Here is an 18,290-nt window from a genome sequence, read left to right as displayed (position 1 = left end):
TTTTGAATGAGTGAATGAGTGAGTGAGAGAATTTGCAATTCACCAAATTTCTCGCAGCATCAGTAAGGCCAGTTTTAATTACATTCACTCAATCATTCAATCACTCATTCACTCATTGTCATACCTGGCCTTGTTATTGCTTATGGTAGGATAAATTTGCGTAACTTCAGGCGCTAAAAACTCTAATCAAATAATCTTACCAATGATCAGCAAACGCATATTATCCTTCTTTGCGGCTGTTTGCTTAAGTATAGGTATTACCACGGCAACCCCTCCTGACGAGGGCATGTGGCTGCCTTTGCTTTTAAAGCAGCTTAACGAAACCGACATGCAGAAAAAGGGCATGAAGCTCTCTGCCGAAGACATTTATAGTATAAACCAGTCCAGTTTAAAAGATGCCATTGTATCGTTTGGCGGCTTCTGTACCGGCGAAATGATCTCACCGGAGGGCCTTTTGCTTACGAACCACCACTGCGGCTATGGTCAGATTCAGCAGCACAGCTCGGTAGAAAACGATTACCTGACCAACGGTTTCTGGGCTAAAACAAAGGCTGAGGAGAAACCGAACCCGGGCCTTACTGCCACTTTTATCGTGCGCATGGAAGACGTAACCCAGCAGATTTTAGAGGGCACGGCCAATGCCAAAACAGAGGCTGAACGTGAATCTATCATCCAGCGCAACATGGCCAAGGTTCGCAGAGAGTCAACGGCCGGTACACATTATGATGCTGTTATCAAGCCATACTTCTATGGCAACGAGTACTACATGTACATCACCGAAACATTCCGCGATGTGCGTCTGGTAGGTGCTCCGCCTTCATCTATCGGTAAGTTTGGTGGCGATACCGACAACTGGATGTGGCCACGCCACACCGGCGACTTTTCTTTGTTCAGAGTTTATGCCGGCCCTAACAACGAGCCAGCCGAATACTCGCCAAACAACAAGCCTTACAAACCAAAGCACCACCTGCCAATTTCTTTAAGTGGTGTTCAGGAGAATGATTTCACGTTGGTGTTTGGTTTCCCGGGCCGCACCAATGAGTACCTTACTTCGCAGGCAGTACAAGAGGTGTACGCTGTTTCTAACCCGCACAAGATCAACATCCGCGAAACAAAGCTTAACATCCTGGATAAGGACATGAAAGCTTCTGATGCAGTACGTATCCAGTATGCAGCTAAGTATGCGAGCATCGCCAATGCCTGGAAAAAGTGGATCGGCGAGAGCCGTGGTATTCGCAAAGCCAACGCCATCGAGAAAAAACAGGAACTGGAGAAGCAGTTTGCCAACTGGGCAGCCGCAGACCCGGCACGTAAAGCAAAGTATGGAAACCTGTTGGCCGAGTTTGAAACGAACTACAAGGCCCTAGACGGCATCACCATTTCCCGCGATTATATTACAGAGGCAGCCTATGGCGTTGAGATTATCAGATTTGCCAACACTTTTGTTAAGCTACAGGAGATGCTGGAAGCCAATGCACCGCAGAACGAAATAAACGCACAGGTAGAGAAACTGGAGAAAACTGTTGCTCCGTTCTACAAAGACTACAATGCCCCTACCGATAAAAAGGTGTTTGCAGCGCTGCTGGACCTTTACTACAAAAACATAGATGCAAAAATGCACCCTGCTGCTTTCGCAACGGTACGCAGCAAGTATAAAGGCGACTTTAACAAGTATGCCGATGAGGTATTCGCGAAGTCGGCGTTTACATCAGAGGCTGGTGTAAGAAAAGCGTTGGCTGATGTAAAAGCAGGCAAAAAAGATGCATTGAAGAATGACCCTGCCTTACAACTTGCCAGCAGCATTACCGACTACTACAACAAAAATGTAATGCCCACTTACACTAAGGTTAATGATAACCTGAACCTGCTGTATAGAACGTATATGGCTGGCCTGCGTGAAATGCAAAGCGATAAGAAGTTTTACCCGGATGCTAACTCTACACTGCGTGTAGCCTACGGTAAGGTAGAGCCTTACGAGCCAGTGGATGGTGTAAAATACCTCTACTACACTACGCTGGAAGGTATCATTGAGAAAGCTGAATCTGGTGCCGCCGAGGACTATGCCATACCTGCCCGCCTGAAGGAGCTGTATGAGAAGAAAGACTATGGCCGCTATGGAGTAAACGGTGAATTACCGGTTGCCTTTATCGCTTCTAACCATACTACTGGCGGTAACTCAGGATCACCTGTAATCAATGCCAATGGGCAGCTGATCGGTACAAACTTCGACAGGAACTGGGAAGGTACTATGAGCGATATCGTGTACAACCCGGACCAGGTGCGCAACATATCGGTAGACGTGCGTTATATGCTGTTTATTATAGATAAATTCGCCGGTGCAGGCCACCTGGTTGAGGAAATGACACTGGTTACAGACGATACTTCTGGCTTGCCACAGGTTGATGCGCGTCGTAAGCAGCAATCTTCTGAAGAGCCTTCTAAAAAGAATAAAAAGAAGAAAGATAAAGCGGCTGCTGTAGCTAATTAAGCAGTCGTAACCATCAAAAAGCCCCACCTAAAGTATAGGTGGGGCTTTTTGCTTTACGGCTAAAGCGCAGGCTGTTAAATTGCGCCAGATATGAATCGTGCCTCTCCTAATTAAAACATGCAAGATCGATATAGTGAAATATGAAATTGCGCATGTGGTAACTCCAATGTATTTATCCTATATTGTATTACTGACTATAAAGTACTCTTATTGAAATGACGACTCAATATGGAATATAAACTAAGGCCTTGGAAAATTGAGGATCTGGACAGCCTGGTGAAGTACGCGAACAATAACAATGTTGCCAAAACTATGTCTGATGTGTTTCCACATCCATACTATGAAGAGAATGGAAAGGCTTTTATTGAATTTGCCACTAAAGTTTCTCCGGCGAATATACTTGCTATAGAAATAAATGGAGAGGCTGCAGGAGGCATCGGAATACACCCGCAAGGCGACATCTACCGAAAGAACGCTGAACTGGGATACTGGCTGGCTGAACCTTATTGGAATCGAGGAATTATATCAAAAGCTATTGCTGAGATGGTTACTTATGCCTTTGCTAACTGGGATTTGACCCGCATTTATGCAAGACCATTTGGCAGCAACAAAGGCTCACAAAAAGCACTTGAAAAAGCCGGTTTTAAATTAGAGGCACAATTACCCAAAACTTTCTTTAAAAATGGCGAATACTTTGACGAACTAATTTACGCTATAAGGCGAGAAGTATGATACCTCTAGTTCATTTGTTTATGTATAGATGCAGCCTAAGTATAAATTATCAATTAAATCTAACAAAGCACCCATGAAAAAAACTATACTATACACCTTCACCCTATTCTGCCCCGCACTCCTGCAGGCACAGACAAACACTGATGTTCTGCTACTGGACATGAGCGGAAAGAAAACCGAAATTATACTTTCGAACCCGCAAAACATCACCAATCACCTAGGATATGATAGCCAGCCGCACTTTCACAGGTCTCAGCCTATAATGTATTACTCCTCGGCCAATGCCGACGGCAAAATGGATATCCGTACGTACAACCTCAGCACAAAGCAGACCGCAGACTTTACCACAACGCCTGAAAACGAGTTCTCTCCCACCCTTACGCCTGATGGTAAACACATCTCCGCCATCATACAGCGCGAAAACGGCCAGCAGGACTTAGGCATGTATAACATCGACAGCAAAGCAGTAACGGTGCTGATAGACAACCTGACTGTGGGCTACCATGCCTGGATTGACAATAAAAACCTGCTGCTGTTTATACTTGCCGAAGACGGTCACGAACTGCAGCACTACAACCTCGACACAAAGCAGAACAAAGTGCTGGCCAAAAGTATAGGCCGCTCGCTGCACAAGATTCCGGGTCAGAATGCCATGAGCTTTATCGACAAGTCGGATAAGGAGCAATGGCTGATTAAGCGCTACGATACAAAAACAGGTGCTATTACGACCATAGCCCCTACCATAAATCAGCGAGAAGACATAACCTGGACCAGCAAAGGCACCCTGCTGAGCAGCGACGGTGCAAAACTATATAGTTTCAGCCCTGCTAAAGATAAAAACTGGCAGGAAGTCAAAGTGCAGGGCAACCCAGCACTGCTAAAAGGGATAACGCGTATGGCAGTTAACCAAGCTAATAACAAACTGGCCGTAGTTATAAGTGAGTAAAGCAAAGTTTGATCTTAAGCATAAAAGCTATTGCCATCGATTAATTGGCAATAGCTTTTATGCTTATCATTAGTGCTTATGGCCTTCGCTATGCACTTCTTTTCCTTGCGGGGAGATCAGGTACCACTCTGCTCCAAAGCCCTTCACGTCCTGACCTGTTGTCTGGCCAGCACCCTGATCTTTTACATAATAGTAGAGCGGCCAACCATTATAAGTTACTTGCATACCATCGCCTTTGCGTTCTATTGTACCTATTAAAGAGGCGTTTACACCGTCGCCAGCTGTGGGTGTGCCCTGTGCCATAAGCGGAGGCCAAGCTTGTGCGCAGGCATCATAGCAGGTACTGTTCATGCTTGTATCTGCTTTAAATAAATAAAGGCTTCTTCCACTCCCATCTGTAAGGTAGGTTCCTAGGCCTTCAGAGGTTCTTGTTTCAAGGCGTACACTAGTTGCCTGATCCACATCTGCATTAGTATTAGTATTAGCATCCATATCTACATTGGCGTCAGCCTGTGCTGTTTCATTTGCAGCTTCCTCGGTTAGCGTATCACCACCGCCACAGGCAATGAGAATTCCACAGCAGAATAATAGTGTGAGTGCCTGCTTCGAAATAAGTTTTAGAGAATAAAAGTTAGTTTTCATAGTTTTAATTTTTTTGTGTCTAATCTATAAAGTATACTTTAGTAGCTTATAAGAGGTTTAAGCCATCAAGCTTCATCATATTGATTATCAGACATGTACTCGTATGTATTAATTAGCAATGAGTAGATAAAACACTAAACTTTTAATGCAGCACCACATTAAAAAACTAATAAAACTCAATGCCAGTTTGCGTTTACTGCAACTGATGTTTCCAATCCTAGCGAGTTAATATCGTAGTCCGCTTGGTAGTTGCTTAAACTGTTATCTGATGAGCAGTTCCTATAAGCAATTCACAGATATTTAGTATATTTAACCTTATAAGATGCTGCACTAATACTTTGGAACAGCATTATGAGTAACTGTGGTCCTTATTAGTGTACCCGGTTATACTTTATACTTAAAACAACTATGAACTACACCCTAAATTTGTCTATACTTCGAAAATCAGCTTTAGCCGTTGCCCTGGCTTCCGTAGCAACTATTGCTCATGCACAGGCTCCGGACTATAAAAAAGTACACCAGAAAGCTGTTTTGGTAGATACGCACAACGATGTGCTTATCTCGATTCTGGAGGGCAATGACATCAGCAAAGACCTTCGTGGCAAAACACACTCCGACCTGTCGCGCTTTAAAGAAGGCGGCGTAGATGTACAGTTTTTTTCGGTGTGGAGCGATGAAACCGGTGACTACAAATATGCCATGCTACAAATAGACACTCTGAAAGCTGTGGTGGATCGTAACCCAAAGCACATGCTGTTTGCTACAAACTATAAAGACATTGAAAAGGCTGTAGAACATGGCAAGATGGCAAGTATGATTGGCGTTGAAGGCGGCCATATGATTGACAGCGACCTGAAGAAACTGGAAAACCTTTATAATGCAGGTGCCCGTTACATGACACTTACCTGGAACAACTCCACCCCCTGGGCAACCTCTGCAGCCGACGAAACCTCCGGTAAAATACCCGAAAGTAAAAAAGGACTGACCAAATTCGGAAAGCAGGTAGTAAGACGCATGAACCAGTTGGGTATGATGGTGGACCTGAGCCACGTTGGCGAAAAGACATTCTGGGATGCCATGGCTACCACCAGAAAGCCGGTGCTGGTATCGCATAGCTGCGTGCACAGCATTGCTCCCGTGCCTCGTAACCTGAAAGACGACCAGATAAAAGCCATCGCTAAAAACGGAGGCGTTATACAACTTAACTTTTTCTCCGGTTTCTTGGATCCCGAGTTTGACAAACGCAATAAGCAGTTCAGAGACAAACACAAAGTAGAGACAGATTCACTGAGAGCTTTAAACTGGCCTGGCTCTAACATAGCAGAATTCATGCGCCAAAAGTATCCGAATGAAGTAGAGCAGGTACGTCCTCCACTGTCTATACTTTTCGACCACCTGGATTATATTGTGAAGCTGGTTGGCGTAGACTACGTAGGTATGGGCTCCGACTTTGACGGCGTTACTTCAACTCCCCGCCAGCTGGATGGCGTAGACGATTTTCCGGTGATAACGAAGGAACTGCTGGCAAGAGGATACAGTGAAGAAGATGTGTATAAGATAATGGGTGGCAATGCGCTGCGGGTGCTTAAGGCTAATGAGAAAAAATAGGTTTATACTCTCGTAAAGCATAAATGTCATTTCGACCTTCGTGAGAAATATCTACAGAATTTCATCAAAACTAATCTTATATAGATTCCTCACTGCTACGCAGCTCCCTTTCGACTCTCGTCTCAGGCATGCTCAAAATGACAAATTGGTCCACCTATGGCACAGCAGCACAAAGATAATTTCTCTGTACAGTCAGAGGCTTACGCAGCTTTCAGGCCGCACTATCCACAGGCGCTGTACGACTTTCTATTTAGCCTTCATGGTAGCAATGGCACAGCCTGGGACTGTTGAACAGGAAACGGGCAGGTAGCTGCTGTACTGGCAGACAAGCATGAACAGGTATTTGCCACCGACATAAGTGAAGCTCAATTAAAGAAAGCTACTCTAAAACCTAACATCACTTACAGCAAAGCAAGCGCAGAAACCTCCGGGTTGGCCGATCAAAGTATAGACTTGATAACGGTCGCACAAGCTGTGCATTGGTTTGATTTCGAAGCCTTTTATGCAGAGGTAAAACGAGTTGCCAAACCAGAAGCTATACTTGCCATCTGGGGCTATGGCTTGCTATACATCAACCAAGAGATAGATCCCGTTATTGCTGACTTTTACCATAATATTACTGGCCCTTACTGGGATGCTGAGCGCAGGTATTTAGATGAGGCATATAAAACGATACCCTTTCCTTTTCCTGAGATCTCCTGCCCCGAGTTTGAGATAAAAGCGACCTGGACCAGACAACAGTTCATGGGTTATATCAGCTCATGGTCCAGTGTGCAGCATTACATCAACAAGCACGATCAATCGCCTCTGCCCGACCTGGATAGGCGACTACAGCCACTCTGGCCAGATAACCAAGTGCAGGATGTGACGTTCCCGGTGTTTATGCGGGCCGGAAAAGTGAATAGGGAGAGCTACCTTTAATTAGATACACCATCACGCTTTAAAGATCAATCAACCACATAAACCTCATCTTCACTAAAAACACATAACGCCTGTTGTTATAAAACCTCAATCCGGCTACTTTTGAAGTATAAATCAGCATCAAAACATTAGCCTATGAGACAAACATTACTCACACTGTTATTTTCTATCCTTTCCATTTCAGCCATTCAAGCTCAGGACATTATCACAAAACGCACCGGCGAGAAAGTAGAAGCCAAAGTGATGGAAATAACCACATCAGAAATCAAGTATAAAAACTTTAATAACCTGGAGGGGCCTTTGTACGTGCTGCCGAAGGCGGAGGTGCTACTGATTCAGTATGAAAATAAAACAAATGAGGTGTTTGAGCTACCTGAAAGACCAGCTTATGCCACAGCCTCTGTTGATGCACAGCCTTATATCGGTGATGCAACTACAGTTTCGAAGGAATCGGCCCTGCACTTTTACACCAGAGGACAGGCAGATGCCACTACATTTTATGAGGGGTATAAACCAGCAAGCACAACGGTACTGGTCGTAAGTCTTATTTCGCCGGTAGTGGGATTAATTCCGGCTGTAGGCGCCACTGTGTCTAAACCTAAGACTCGTAACCTGCAGGCACCACGTTCAGAGTTACTGCAGCAACCCGACTACCATAATGGTTATCAGAAAGAAGCAAGCAAAATAAAGATCGGTAAAGTATGGCAGAACTGGGGCATAGCTTTCGGTGCAAACCTGTTAGCCGTTCTCCTGATTGCAAGCGGCCAATAAGTATAAATTTCTATAAAGAGCCTCTGCAGATTAGCAGAGGCTCTTTTTTTATGTGTTTACTGTCCTTTACCGCGCATCTGCTTTTCCATGGCATCCCACATCTCCTGCGGAATCTGGTCAAAAGCATTGAACTCACCTGCACCGTAAAGCCATTCTCCTCCGTCTATGGTTACTACCTCACCGTTCACGAAAGAAGCAAAATCTGACACCAGGTAGGCCGCTAAGTTTGCCAGCTCCTGGTGCTCTCCGAAACGGCCCACCGGAATGCGCTTTACCGGGTCCAGCTTATCAGCCAGCTGTTTAGGAAACAGGCGTGTCCAGGCACCTTCAGTCGGGAAAGGGCCCGGTGCAATGGCGTTGGAACGGATGCCATACTTTGCCCATTCCGAAGCAAGCGAACGCGTTAGTGCCAACACGCCCGCTTTGGCACATGCCGACGGCACTACATAACCAGAACCCGTCCAGGCGTAAGTAGTAACGATATTCAGCATGGTTCCCTCCTGCTTTTGCTCGATCCAATGCTTACCCACGGCTAGTGTAAAGTTGTAGGTGCCTTTCAGTACAATATCAGTAACAACATCAAAGGCTTTATGGCTGAGGCGCTCTGTAGGGCTTACAAAATTGCCGGCAGCGTTATTTACCAGCACATCCACTCGGCCGAAGGTTTCTATCGTTTTTTTCAGCACCTCTTCGATCTCGTTATACTTGCGCACGTCGCAGGCAATGGGCAACACCTTACCGCCGGTTTCCTGCTCCAGTTCTTTTGCCGCCTGCTCCAGCACGTCCAGTTTGCGGCTGCAGATCACAGCGTTGGCACCCAGTTCTAAAAAATATTTAACCATAGAGCGGCCAAGTCCCGTACCACCACCAGTTACGATAATGGTTTTACCTTGCAGCGCACCCTCTTTCAGCATTGGTTCAGCTTTTATCATAGTCATTTACCGTTTATACTTATGTTGCAGAGGCTTACTTTTAGGCCCCTTTTACGAAAGATAAGGATATAGATGTAAATTCTGGAAAAACGAACGTGCTTTACAGCCACAAAAACGAAAACTATGGATATAAATCAACTAAAACAGGAGCTACTGAATGCCAGCAAAGGCCTGATGATGCTAAGCGAAACAGATGAGGCCTTCGAGTTCTTTTATCATGAAAAACCGGAAGAGCCGTTTACTGAAGAAACAGTGGTAGAATGGGACGGAAAGCCAGCAGGCACATCGGTTCAGGTGCTTGCCCTGGAAGATTTCCTGCACCGCATGAAAAACCCGCACCCAGATGCTGACCAGGTACAAAAGCAAAATGCAGAACGTTTCAGGCAGCTTGAAGCAAAACTGAAAGAACTACTGAAAAACGTGAAGGCTTATAAAATAAGTGAGACGAGTATACCTGTGTACATCATAGGCGAAACAGCCAACGGAGATTATGCCGGCCTTAAAACCTTAGTGGTAGAAACATAAAAAAAGCGGCACAGCAAGATGCCGGGCCGCTTTTTACATTAGCTAAACTTATTGATTAGGAAGTAGGACCGCTATCAACTTTTGATTCTATTACACTCTGTACTGTTGATGAAACATTTGAAAGGATGTTGTAGCCTGTTTTAGACTCAATGGCATCAACAGTAGTACGGTACGTGCCCCAGCTGGTGCTGATGGAAGTAGAGTTTGGCGTGTCTACAGCAATCACACGTGTGCTGGATGTAACACGACTAACATCGCTGGTGCCTACCGGCAATACAACGATCACTTTCCAGATGCGGTTAGGCACTGTTACTTTACCGCCTGCCAACGTAGTCTTGTAACCGGCAGAACCAGTACCACCTGTACCGTAGCTACCCATAATCACATACAGTTCGTTGCCCTCGCTAACAAGTTTACGGCAGTAGTTCTCCAGGTTTGCCCAGGTCTGCTGGTTATTCGTTGGCGCCTGTGGTATCATGTTAGACATCAGGAACGTGGCAGAATTGTCTGTTACAGTCAGGGTACGATCTGCTGACGGGCAGTTATGGCCCCTGTCAAAGCCGCTGCCAGTGTAGTCTGATGGAGTAACCCTGTAGAAATTGCTTGGCAGCGAGTTGTCAGCACGGAAATCATCCTGGCGCGGCGTAGAACCCAACCAGGCGCTGCTCAGGTGCCAGCTTACCCAGTTTGGCGTACCGCGGTAGCTGTTATACGACATAGAATACTGTGCCTTGTCGATAAGATAATTAGAGTAGCTTGTACCGGCACTACTCGGGTTACCCATGGCTCTGTTGCCATCCTGAGTTGCAGTGGCATTGGCAGTTTCGCTTATTTTACCAATCTTCTGGGTACCATCCCCAGGCGCTACATTCTCCTGCGAACAGGAAACCAGCATCCATCCTACCAGAGATAGATACATAAATTGTTTGATGTGCTTTAACATAGACATATAGAGTTTTTTAGATGCTCAAATATGTCGGATGTTTTTTGATTGATTGTTATCAGAAAGTAAATATTTACACCCTGTAGGTTAAGATTTAATCCATTACAGTTCAGCAAGTTTAGTAAATATTATCAATGTTTAGACACAGAGCTTCAGGGTTTTTAATAATGATCCTGCCAAAGCTTTTCAGCAGCAATAATTCCGCTCAGGCAAACCCCTACAATTCCCTGCCCCGGATACACCGTGTCGCCACACACATAAGCCCCTTTGTGATCGAGGCGGGCATCTTTCATCTGCCAGGGCTTAATGCTTTTATACTGCGGATACCCGCCCACAGCACCATATGCACGATTCGTCCAGAAGATCCAGGCTCCGGGTGTGGCAGACTGTGTGTACTTTATACTTGCCTGATCCAGAATACCCGCTCTTTCCAAAGCACAAAGTATACCTGTCTCTACCTGTTCCTTCTGCTGTATGTATAGTTTTTCGGGGTGCGGTACATGGGTGCTTACAGAGGCTAACACCTCCCCTGCTTTGGCGCGTAGTTTATCAGCTGGATGACTAAAACTGATGAAGATACTTTTGCTGCCGATAATGGGCAGACCATCTGGTACGTGCACCTGTTGATGCAACACATCCGGGGCAACCATACCGTCTAGTACCAACGACATGGTAAAAGCGCCATTCAGTTTATCAGAAGGCAACAAGTATAGCTGCAGCTTTTGTTTTATACTTTTATCAGTGAACAGCTCCTGCGTGTTGTTTAACGGGATACCGCTTATCACAAACCTGCTAAAATAGCTATCCTTAGCTGTGGTAACTTTATAACCTTTCCTCAGCGAGTCTACCGCTTTTACCTGCTGCCCATACTTTACCACGCCACCATTGGAGGTGATGTAATCAACCACCGGATTAACCAGATTTATCAAGCCGCCATCTACATAATAGTTGCTGTACAGTGTATAGCACAAAGCTGTAGCACCAAACAACTCATTCACCTCTGCCGCATGGTTCTGTGCCGTGATCAGCAGCTGCTCGTTTACAAAGTCTACAAATAAATGGTTTTGCAACAGGTCATACTTTAGAAGTACATCGTGCATGGTTCTAAAAGCTGCCGGTAGCAGCGAAAGCTGCGCTGGCCTTACACGTGTTGCTGCCTTCAAGAGGTCTTTAACGTTTGAGAAAGGAAACGAACGCTGCTCCAGGGAAGTCTGCCATACCTGCTGGCTTACCCGGTAACAGTGCTCCCAGAACTCCCGTTGCTTATACTTGCCAAATACCCGCTCCGCCTCTGCTATCCACGCTCCCAGGTTTCCGTAGCGGGTAAGGACTTCGCCGTTGGGTAAATGCACCTGCATCGGTGGCTCCAGATTTCGCATTGGTATCTGCAGGTCCAGTTCATTGAGCAGGTAACGCAACGGCATGTGCTTGTCTAAGCCAACAAGTGTCGTGGCTCCGGTTTCGAACCAATAGCCTTTGCGTTTGTAGGAAGTAGCGCAGCCGCCGGGGTATTTGGCCTGCTCCAGTACACACACTTTAAGGCCGCGCTTTGTCAGTAGGGCAGCCGCTGTTAGTGCACCAAATCCGGAACCTATAAGTAGAACATCATAATCCATAAAAGCTGCTTTGCTGTTACTCTAAACCAGAAGCTGCTATATTTGTTAAGTTTAAAAGCACCTACAAAACCATACTATGGGAGATAAGCAAGTAATCAGTGTGTTAGGCTGTGGATGGCTGGGCCTGCCGCTGGCCTCGCAACTGGTAAAATCAGGCTATACAGTAAAAGGATCCACCACCTCACCCGAAAAACTAGATTTGCTGAAAGAAAAAGGAATTCAGCCATACTTGCTAAACCTTAACGCTGAGCACCTGCAAACCAACAGCTTACCTGATTTCCTGGAGGCGGACGTGCTGGTACTGAACATCCCTCCCAAACTCCGCTCTGATGGTGGCAAAGGATATCTCCAGCAAATGCGCACTCTCATCAAATTACTCATCAACTCCACCGTGAGCCGTGTACTGTTTGTTTCGTCTACGTCTGTTTACCAGGACCTGAACCGCATCGTAACAGAAGAAGATATTACATTTACAGATGAACTGGAGCCGGATAACATGCTGCTGCAGGCAGAAAGGCTCTTCCTGGACCGTGAAGAATGGGTAACAACCATTGTGCGCTTTGGCGGCCTGATTGGTGGCGAAAGGCACCCGGGTAAATTTCTGGCTGGTAAAAAACACCTACCCAACGGCGATGCCCCTATCAACATGATTCACCAGGACGACTGCATAGCTATACTTCACCGCATTATAGAGCAGGACAAATGGGGTAACGTGTACAATGCCTGTGCAGACGGACACCCGCTCAGAAAAGACTTTTTCCCGGTAGCAGCTGAACGTTTGGGCTTAACTCCGCCAGAGTTTGACGACATGCAGGAAACGCACTTTAAACTGATAAAAAGTCAGAAATTGAAAGATGACCTGTCCTACGTGTTCCTCCACCCCGACCCTATGCTTTTCTTTTAGTACTTTTGTGGTTGATTGTTAGTTGTAGGTTGCTGATCGTTAAATCAATAGTTGTTCGGCAACATAGGCTTATGTAAAACGCTGTACTTTGCGTCTTCGCTACATTTGCAACAGCAGTTAACAATCAGCAAACAAATTCAACAATGAACATAATCGTAATTGGAGGTGGGGCGGCTGGTTTTTTTGGTGCAATTGCTAGTGCGCAAGCTAATCCAAATTCACAGGTAACGATACTGGAGAAGTCAAACAAGCTGCTCTCTAAAGTGCGCGTGTCGGGTGGTGGCCGTTGCAATGTAACACACAACTGCTTTGTACCTACTGTTTTTTCGCAGCACTATCCGCGTGGTGCCAAGCAACTGAAAGAAGCCTTTAAAGTTTTTGGTGCTTCCGAAACCATTGATTGGTTTGAGCAACGGGGCGTCAGGCTTAAAGCCGAAGCGGATGGCCGCATGTTCCCGATAACAGATAACTCCGAAACTATTATCGAGTGCCTGATGCATGAAGCCGGCAAAGCAGGAGTAAGTATAAAAACAGGTGTAGGTGTTGAGAAAATAGAGCCACAAAGTATAGCTGATGGGCAGCAACAGTTTGTACTTACCTTGAGCAACGGACAAAGTATAACTGCAGATAAAGTATTAGTTTGTACAGGCGGAAATCCAAAATCACAAAGCTATGACTGGCTGCGTGCCCTCGGCCATACTATACAGGCACCGGTACCATCGTTGTTTACTTTTAATGTGCCAAACAATGCCTTGAAAGAGTTGATGGGGGTTTCGGTGCCAAAAGCTAAAGTGCGTATTGCCGGACAAAAACTGGAGTATGAGGGGCCGCTGCTCATTACACATTGGGGCTATAGCGGACCTGCCGTACTTAAGCTGTCAGCCTGGGGTGCACGCCTCTTCCATGACCTTGGTTATACTTTCACAGCCCTTATTAATTGGATACCAGACTATACTGAAGAGGCTTTACGCGAGCAGTTGCAGCAGTATCGTCAGGCGCATCCTAAAAAGGTAGTAAGCACAAATCCGCTGTTCGGTTTGCCACAGCGCCTCTGGAAAACCCTTACCATACTAGCTGAGATTCCGGAGCAGACCCGATGGGCAGAATTACCCGCCAAAAACACGAACAAACTAATTGAGGCTCTCCACCGTGCCCCTTTCGAGGTGAAGGGCAAAACAACCTTCAAAGAAGAATTTGTGACCTGTGGCGGCATAGACCTGAGCCAGGTAAACATGAAGACGATGGAAAGCCGCCTGCAGCCGGGCTTATACTTCGCCGGCGAAGTGCTGGATATCGACGGCATTACCGGAGGTTTCAATTTTCAGGCAGCCTGGACTACAGGTTATCTGGCAGGCAAATCCATGGCTGCATCTGTCTAATTTACAGTATATAAATTCTTGGCAGGCAACCAATTTTATCCAATATCAGTACATCTGCATATTAAAGATAAAATTTAAAACTATGGAAAATAAAGAAATATTTTCAACAGTACATCACTTGATAGAGCGCTGCAAAGATGGCGTAAAAGGCTATAAAACAGCAGCTGAAGATGTTGAAGACAAAGACCTGAAAGACCTGTTTAAGAAGTATGCCGTTCAGCGCGACAGCATGATCACAGAACTACAGGATCAACTGCACAAAATGGGACAAACAGATTCAGAGTCAAGTTCTATTGAAGGTACTTTACATCGTGCCTGGATAGATCTTAAGTCTGCCTTGTCTTCTAAAGACAGAGTACGTATTCTGGAGGAATGCGAGCGCGGCGAGGATTATGCCGTTAGTGCCTACCGCGATGCACTTAAGCAAGATTTGCCAGCTCAGCTGAAAGCTATTGTAGAGCAGCAGTACGGCGATGTGAAAAATGCGCACGATCACATTCGTTCGCTTCGCGATACAGCAAAAAGCGCTTCCTAAGAGAAGAAAAATATAAAGTATAGAAAGGAGCTTCGGCTCCTTTTTTTATTTCTGTTTTCGTAGAAAGTATAGATACAGCCATACTTTTATGTCCCTAAAAAAGCTATTCCTGCAGGAGGTAAAACAGGAACTCGTAAAGCAGCAGCATACTGCTCCAATCTTAAGACCAGAGGATATCTCCAAGCTACCACCTCTGATCCAGACCTACCTGGAGAAGGCGGGTTTTATTGACAAGCCACTGGCCGAAAATTTTTACATAACCTGGGAAGGTACCTCCCTAAAACTGAATCCACAGAAAGAATGGATGCCCATAGCTTGCGTGCAGTTTAATGCCGCACAAAGCCCAATGCGCAATGCCCTGATGACAAGCAAAATGTTTGGCTTTATCCCCTTCTCAGGCAAAGACAAATATCAGGATGGCTCCGGTAATATGTTTATTAAGTTGTTAGCTTTTACGGTGAGTGATGCCAGAGGCCCTGAGATGGATATTTCGGCTTTGGTCACTTTTTTATCAGAGGCAATTCTGTTGCCGGCTGCCCTGATGAGCCCATATATTCGTTTGCAGCAGGTTGATGACAAAACAGTAACAGCTACCATAACAGACAGGGGCAAAACTGCGACAGGTAAATTTTATTTTAATTCGGATGGATTACCCGAGCGATTTAAAACAGAAGACAGATTTTTCTCGACAGATGGCGCAGAATACGACCGGTTGCCTTGGGTAGCTTATTACCTTAACTACAAAAAGATAAGCGATTATGTACTGCCGGGTGAGCTGAGAGCTTCCTGGCTTTTACCCGAGGGGGAGTATGAATACTTTACCGGGAAAATAAAAAATATAACCTACAATGTTCAGAATATAGCGCAGTTGAACCAATAGCGCCGGCTTATAAATGCAATAAGGGTAAAATCCGTCTGATTTTACCCTTATTATATCTAACTGCGTAAACAGTCAGCTTAATCTTCCAACCTTTTTATGATATCCTCTTTTACGCCCCGGTATAGTGGCAGGTTGCGAAAAAGGAAAAATTATTCAAATTATTTTTCTGCCTTACTTAAGTAGTTCCTAAAAACAAAAAGGCTGACGTTTCAAGTCAGCCTTTTCTAACAATTTTATGAGTTTTTACACTCAAAGCTTGTATGATATTATTTACGCCTTCTATGAGGCAAGGTTACAAACTGCGAAAGAAAATTAGAATCTTCTTTTTCTAAAACCGCCACGGTCGCCTCCTCTTTCTCCACCACGATCGCCTCTTCCAAAGCCACCACGATCACCGCCAAAGCCACGGTCTCCGCCTCTATCGCCGCCGCGATCTCCTCTGCCGTAACCGCCACGATCACGGTCTCTGAAAGAGCCGCCACCGCCGCTTCTGCGTCTTTCGCCGCCACCTGAGCCGCCGCCAAATCCGAAATCTTCGCGGTCGCCGCCTTCTTTCGGGCCAGAGCCTTTCTTCTGCGATTTCTCTACAACGATAGAACGACCTTCGTACTCAATACGGTTTACATTGGCCACGATCTCAGCTGTATATTCGCTTGGTACTTCAACAAAGCTGAACTTGTCGTACAGGTCGATGTCTCCTACCTGCCCGGCCGGAATGCTTGCATTTTGTGCCAGCAGGTCGATCAGGTCGCGTGGGTGTACTCTGTCTTTTTTGCCGATGGTGATAAACAGGCGGTCCATACCTTCTTTGGTTGCACCAAGTCCTTTTTCAGCTTCAGCACCTTTTTCTTTCACCTTCTGCTCTTTCAGGTGCATCTTCAGAAGCGCTGCAGCCACATCCAGTGTAGTATAGCCTTCTGTCTCATTCACGAAGCGCTCTATGCGTGCAACGTGCTTCGCTAGGTGGCCTTTCTCCAATACTTCTTTCACTTTGTCAAAGAAAACATTGGTACGGATCTCATTTACATCTTCTAATGATGGTACTTGCTGCAACACGATCTTCGCTTTTGTATAGCGCATGATGTCTTTCAGCTTGTAACCGTCTGTGCGGCCGCCTACAAACGAGAAAGCTTTACCAGACTTACCGGCACGACCTGTACGGCCGATACGGTGTACATAAGACTCTTCGTCCTGCGGTAGATCGTAGTTAAACACTGCCTCTACGTTCTCAACGTCCAGGCCACGTGCTGCTACGTCTGTTGCTACCAATATCTCCAGCGTACCGTTACGGAACTTGCCCATCACGTTTGAGCGCTGGTTCTGGTTCAGGTCACCGTGCAAACCATCTGCAAAATAACCGCGGGCCTGCAAACCAGCCACCAGGTCATCTACCATACGCTTGGTATTACAGAAGATGATAGCTGATTTCAAGTTATACATATCCAGCAGGCGCGATAACACCTCCTGCTTCATGTTGTTTCTTACTTCAAAGTATACCTGATCGATGTTGCTTACTGTCAGCTCCTGGTGTACTACTTTTACCAACACCGGATCAGTCTGATAACGCTTGGTCATCTCCATGATCGGCTTGGACATAGTAGCAGAGAAGAAGATCGTCTGGCGATCTTCCGGGATACGCTCCAGTACATACTCAATATCCTCACGGAAGCCCATGTCAAGCATTTCATCCGCCTCATCAAGTATAATCTTGCGTACGTTATCCAGCACTAATGTACCGCGGTTGATGTGGTCCATTACACGGCCCGGCGTACCGATCACAATCTGTACACCCTGCTTTAGGGCACGCAGCTGACGGTCGTAGCTCTGGCCGCCATAAATAGGAACCACGCTGATGCCTTGCTTATACTTGGCCAGTTTTTGGATTTCACCGGAAACCTGGATAGCCAGCTCGCGTGTAGGGCAAAGTATAAGTGCCTGTACACTCCTGTTGTTAGGATCAATGCTTTCGATGGTAGGTATACCAAAGGCAGCAGTTTTACCAGTACCTGTCTGGGCCTGGCCAATAATGTCTTTTCCTTCTAATACAACCGGGATAGCTGCTGTCTGGATGGGAGAGGCTTCTTCGAACCCCATGTCTGCGATTGCTCGCTGAACTTCCTGCGAAAGCGGAAGCTCATCAAATCTGATTTTGTTCATCTAATTACTAATAACTTTTTATGACACATCTGGAGGCAGTCTGCTTTTTTAACCTATCTCTACGTAGAGAGCGACACGAAAAACTAAAAACAACTAGGTTTTGCCAACAGATGGTGTATCCAGTTATACAGTAATCAGACCGTATCCAAATCGGGCGCAAAGGTACAACTTTAAATTTGATTAAACTATTTTATTTAATTCTAGTATATCCACCCGTGAAATAGATGGTATCACCTCTTGTATTGTACCGTTAACTTATAAATCAGAACATTTTGATTTAACTAATATTTATTTTTTATTTTTATGAAATA

Annotated in this window: 16 protein-coding genes and 1 pseudogene; 12 read left to right on the top strand and 5 right to left on the bottom strand. The window is 45.7% G+C overall.

Annotated features, from left to right (window positions below; translation table 11 throughout):
* Positions 1–202 precede the first annotated feature (202 nt).
* The 3 genes from H8S84_RS01825 (at position 203) to H8S84_RS01815 (ending at position 4,166) form a co-directional block, all read left to right on the top strand.
* Entirely contained in the window at positions 203–2,488 is a 2,286-nt protein-coding gene (locus H8S84_RS01825; protein WP_187065570.1) for a S46 family peptidase, read from the top strand.
* 228 nt (positions 2,489–2,716) lie between these two features.
* Complete coding sequence (locus H8S84_RS01820; RefSeq protein WP_187065569.1) at positions 2,717–3,220, top strand: GNAT family N-acetyltransferase; 504 nt, start codon at positions 2,717–2,719, stop codon at positions 3,218–3,220.
* 73 nt (positions 3,221–3,293) lie between these two features.
* Complete coding sequence (locus H8S84_RS01815; protein ID WP_187065568.1) at positions 3,294–4,166, top strand: TolB family protein; 873 nt, start codon at positions 3,294–3,296, stop codon at positions 4,164–4,166.
* A 69-nt stretch (positions 4,167–4,235) separates the two neighbouring features.
* On the opposite strand, the gene H8S84_RS01810 is transcribed toward H8S84_RS01815, so the two are convergent.
* Positions 4,236–4,808 (bottom strand): COG4315 family predicted lipoprotein, encoded by a 573-nt coding sequence (locus tag H8S84_RS01810; RefSeq protein WP_187065567.1) that lies wholly within the window; start codon positions 4,806–4,808, stop codon positions 4,236–4,238.
* 408 nt (positions 4,809–5,216) lie between these two features.
* Between H8S84_RS01810 and H8S84_RS01805 the strand changes: the two genes are divergently transcribed.
* The 4 genes and pseudogenes from H8S84_RS01805 to H8S84_RS01795 all read left to right on the top strand — a co-directional run bounded on the left by H8S84_RS01805 (position 5,217) and on the right by H8S84_RS01795 (position 8,108).
* A complete protein-coding gene (locus H8S84_RS01805; protein WP_187065566.1) occupies positions 5,217–6,416 on the top strand; it encodes a dipeptidase in 1,200 nt (399 codons plus the stop codon).
* A 156-nt stretch (positions 6,417–6,572) separates the two neighbouring features.
* Positions 6,573–6,707, top strand: coding sequence for a hypothetical protein (locus H8S84_RS20190; protein ID WP_262890219.1), 135 nt, complete (start codon positions 6,573–6,575; stop codon positions 6,705–6,707).
* 12 nt (positions 6,708–6,719) lie between these two features.
* Positions 6,720–7,337: pseudogene (locus tag H8S84_RS01800) on the top strand (class I SAM-dependent methyltransferase); the annotation flags it as partial.
* A 135-nt stretch (positions 7,338–7,472) separates the two neighbouring features.
* Complete coding sequence (locus H8S84_RS01795; protein WP_187065565.1) at positions 7,473–8,108, top strand: hypothetical protein; 636 nt, start codon at positions 7,473–7,475, stop codon at positions 8,106–8,108.
* Positions 8,109–8,164: 56 nt separating this feature from the next.
* Here the strand turns inward: H8S84_RS01795 and H8S84_RS01790 are convergent, their stop codons facing one another.
* Complete coding sequence (locus H8S84_RS01790; protein WP_187065564.1) at positions 8,165–9,040, bottom strand: SDR family oxidoreductase; 876 nt, start codon at positions 9,038–9,040, stop codon at positions 8,165–8,167.
* A gap of 123 nt (positions 9,041–9,163) precedes the next feature.
* Between H8S84_RS01790 and H8S84_RS01785 the strand changes: the two genes are divergently transcribed.
* Complete coding sequence (locus tag H8S84_RS01785; protein ID WP_187065563.1) at positions 9,164–9,565, top strand: nuclease A inhibitor family protein; 402 nt, start codon at positions 9,164–9,166, stop codon at positions 9,563–9,565.
* A gap of 55 nt (positions 9,566–9,620) precedes the next feature.
* On the opposite strand, the gene H8S84_RS01780 is transcribed toward H8S84_RS01785, so the two are convergent.
* Together H8S84_RS01780 and H8S84_RS01775 are read right to left on the bottom strand one after the other, a co-directional pair.
* Positions 9,621–10,484: a DNA/RNA non-specific endonuclease gene (locus tag H8S84_RS01780; RefSeq protein WP_230407015.1), complete on the bottom strand. Its 864-nt coding sequence runs from the start codon at positions 10,482–10,484 to the stop codon at positions 9,621–9,623.
* Between the two features lie 185 nt (positions 10,485–10,669).
* Positions 10,670–12,124, bottom strand: coding sequence for a phytoene desaturase family protein (locus tag H8S84_RS01775; RefSeq protein ID WP_187065561.1), 1,455 nt, complete (start codon positions 12,122–12,124; stop codon positions 10,670–10,672).
* Between the two features lie 76 nt (positions 12,125–12,200).
* On the opposite strand from H8S84_RS01775, the gene H8S84_RS01770 reads away from it, so the two are divergent.
* From H8S84_RS01770 to H8S84_RS01755, 4 genes are all read left to right on the top strand, one after another.
* Positions 12,201–13,028: an SDR family oxidoreductase gene (locus H8S84_RS01770; RefSeq protein WP_187065560.1), complete on the top strand. Its 828-nt coding sequence runs from the start codon at positions 12,201–12,203 to the stop codon at positions 13,026–13,028.
* A 143-nt stretch (positions 13,029–13,171) separates the two neighbouring features.
* Positions 13,172–14,407, top strand: a complete 1,236-nt coding sequence (locus tag H8S84_RS01765; protein ID WP_187065559.1) for a BaiN/RdsA family NAD(P)/FAD-dependent oxidoreductase — start codon at positions 13,172–13,174, stop codon at positions 14,405–14,407.
* Between the two features lie 82 nt (positions 14,408–14,489).
* A complete protein-coding gene (locus H8S84_RS01760; RefSeq protein ID WP_187065558.1) occupies positions 14,490–14,942 on the top strand; it encodes a ferritin-like domain-containing protein in 453 nt (150 codons plus the stop codon).
* 88 nt (positions 14,943–15,030) lie between these two features.
* Positions 15,031–15,822, top strand: coding sequence for a DUF6544 family protein (locus H8S84_RS01755; protein WP_187065557.1), 792 nt, complete (start codon positions 15,031–15,033; stop codon positions 15,820–15,822).
* A gap of 312 nt (positions 15,823–16,134) precedes the next feature.
* On the opposite strand, the gene H8S84_RS01750 is transcribed toward H8S84_RS01755, so the two are convergent.
* Positions 16,135–17,979, bottom strand: coding sequence for a DEAD/DEAH box helicase (locus H8S84_RS01750; RefSeq protein ID WP_187065556.1), 1,845 nt, complete (start codon positions 17,977–17,979; stop codon positions 16,135–16,137).
* Positions 17,980–18,290: the final 311 nt, after the last annotated feature.

The sequence above is a fragment of the Pontibacter cellulosilyticus genome (assembly GCF_014306105.1).
Taxonomy (GTDB): Bacteria; Bacteroidota; Bacteroidia; order Cytophagales; family Hymenobacteraceae; genus Pontibacter; species Pontibacter cellulosilyticus.
The sequence above is the reverse complement of the archived record's forward strand: the minus strand, read 5'-3'. Positions and strand labels throughout refer to the sequence as shown.

What these genes read in the sequence shown, in the direction of transcription:
- H8S84_RS01785 (WP_187065563.1), top strand. Translation starts at nt 9,164, where the DNA reads ATGGATATAAATCAACTAAAACAGGAGCTACTGAATGCCAGCAAAGGC.
- H8S84_RS01820 (WP_187065569.1), top strand. Translation starts at nt 2,717, where the DNA reads ATGGAATATAAACTAAGGCCTTGGAAAATTGAGGATCTGGACAGCCTG.
- H8S84_RS01790 (WP_187065564.1), bottom strand. Translation starts at nt 9,040, where the DNA reads ATGATAAAAGCTGAACCAATGCTGAAAGAGGGTGCGCTGCAAGGTAAA.
- H8S84_RS20190 (WP_262890219.1), top strand. Translation starts at nt 6,573, where the DNA reads ATGGCACAGCAGCACAAAGATAATTTCTCTGTACAGTCAGAGGCTTAC.
- H8S84_RS01780 (WP_230407015.1), bottom strand. Translation starts at nt 10,484, where the DNA reads ATGTATCTATCTCTGGTAGGATGGATGCTGGTTTCCTGTTCGCAGGAG.
- H8S84_RS01750 (WP_187065556.1), bottom strand. Translation starts at nt 17,979, where the DNA reads ATGAACAAAATCAGATTTGATGAGCTTCCGCTTTCGCAGGAAGTTCAG.
- H8S84_RS01815 (WP_187065568.1), top strand. Translation starts at nt 3,294, where the DNA reads ATGAAAAAAACTATACTATACACCTTCACCCTATTCTGCCCCGCACTC.
- H8S84_RS01825 (WP_187065570.1), top strand. Translation starts at nt 203, where the DNA reads ATGATCAGCAAACGCATATTATCCTTCTTTGCGGCTGTTTGCTTAAGT.
- H8S84_RS01775 (WP_187065561.1), bottom strand. Translation starts at nt 12,124, where the DNA reads ATGGATTATGATGTTCTACTTATAGGTTCCGGATTTGGTGCACTAACA.
- H8S84_RS01770 (WP_187065560.1), top strand. Translation starts at nt 12,201, where the DNA reads ATGGGAGATAAGCAAGTAATCAGTGTGTTAGGCTGTGGATGGCTGGGC.
- H8S84_RS01795 (WP_187065565.1), top strand. Translation starts at nt 7,473, where the DNA reads ATGAGACAAACATTACTCACACTGTTATTTTCTATCCTTTCCATTTCA.
- H8S84_RS01810 (WP_187065567.1), bottom strand. Translation starts at nt 4,808, where the DNA reads ATGAAAACTAACTTTTATTCTCTAAAACTTATTTCGAAGCAGGCACTC.
- H8S84_RS01755 (WP_187065557.1), top strand. Translation starts at nt 15,031, where the DNA reads ATGTCCCTAAAAAAGCTATTCCTGCAGGAGGTAAAACAGGAACTCGTA.
- H8S84_RS01765 (WP_187065559.1), top strand. Translation starts at nt 13,172, where the DNA reads ATGAACATAATCGTAATTGGAGGTGGGGCGGCTGGTTTTTTTGGTGCA.
- H8S84_RS01760 (WP_187065558.1), top strand. Translation starts at nt 14,490, where the DNA reads ATGGAAAATAAAGAAATATTTTCAACAGTACATCACTTGATAGAGCGC.
- H8S84_RS01805 (WP_187065566.1), top strand. Translation starts at nt 5,217, where the DNA reads ATGAACTACACCCTAAATTTGTCTATACTTCGAAAATCAGCTTTAGCC.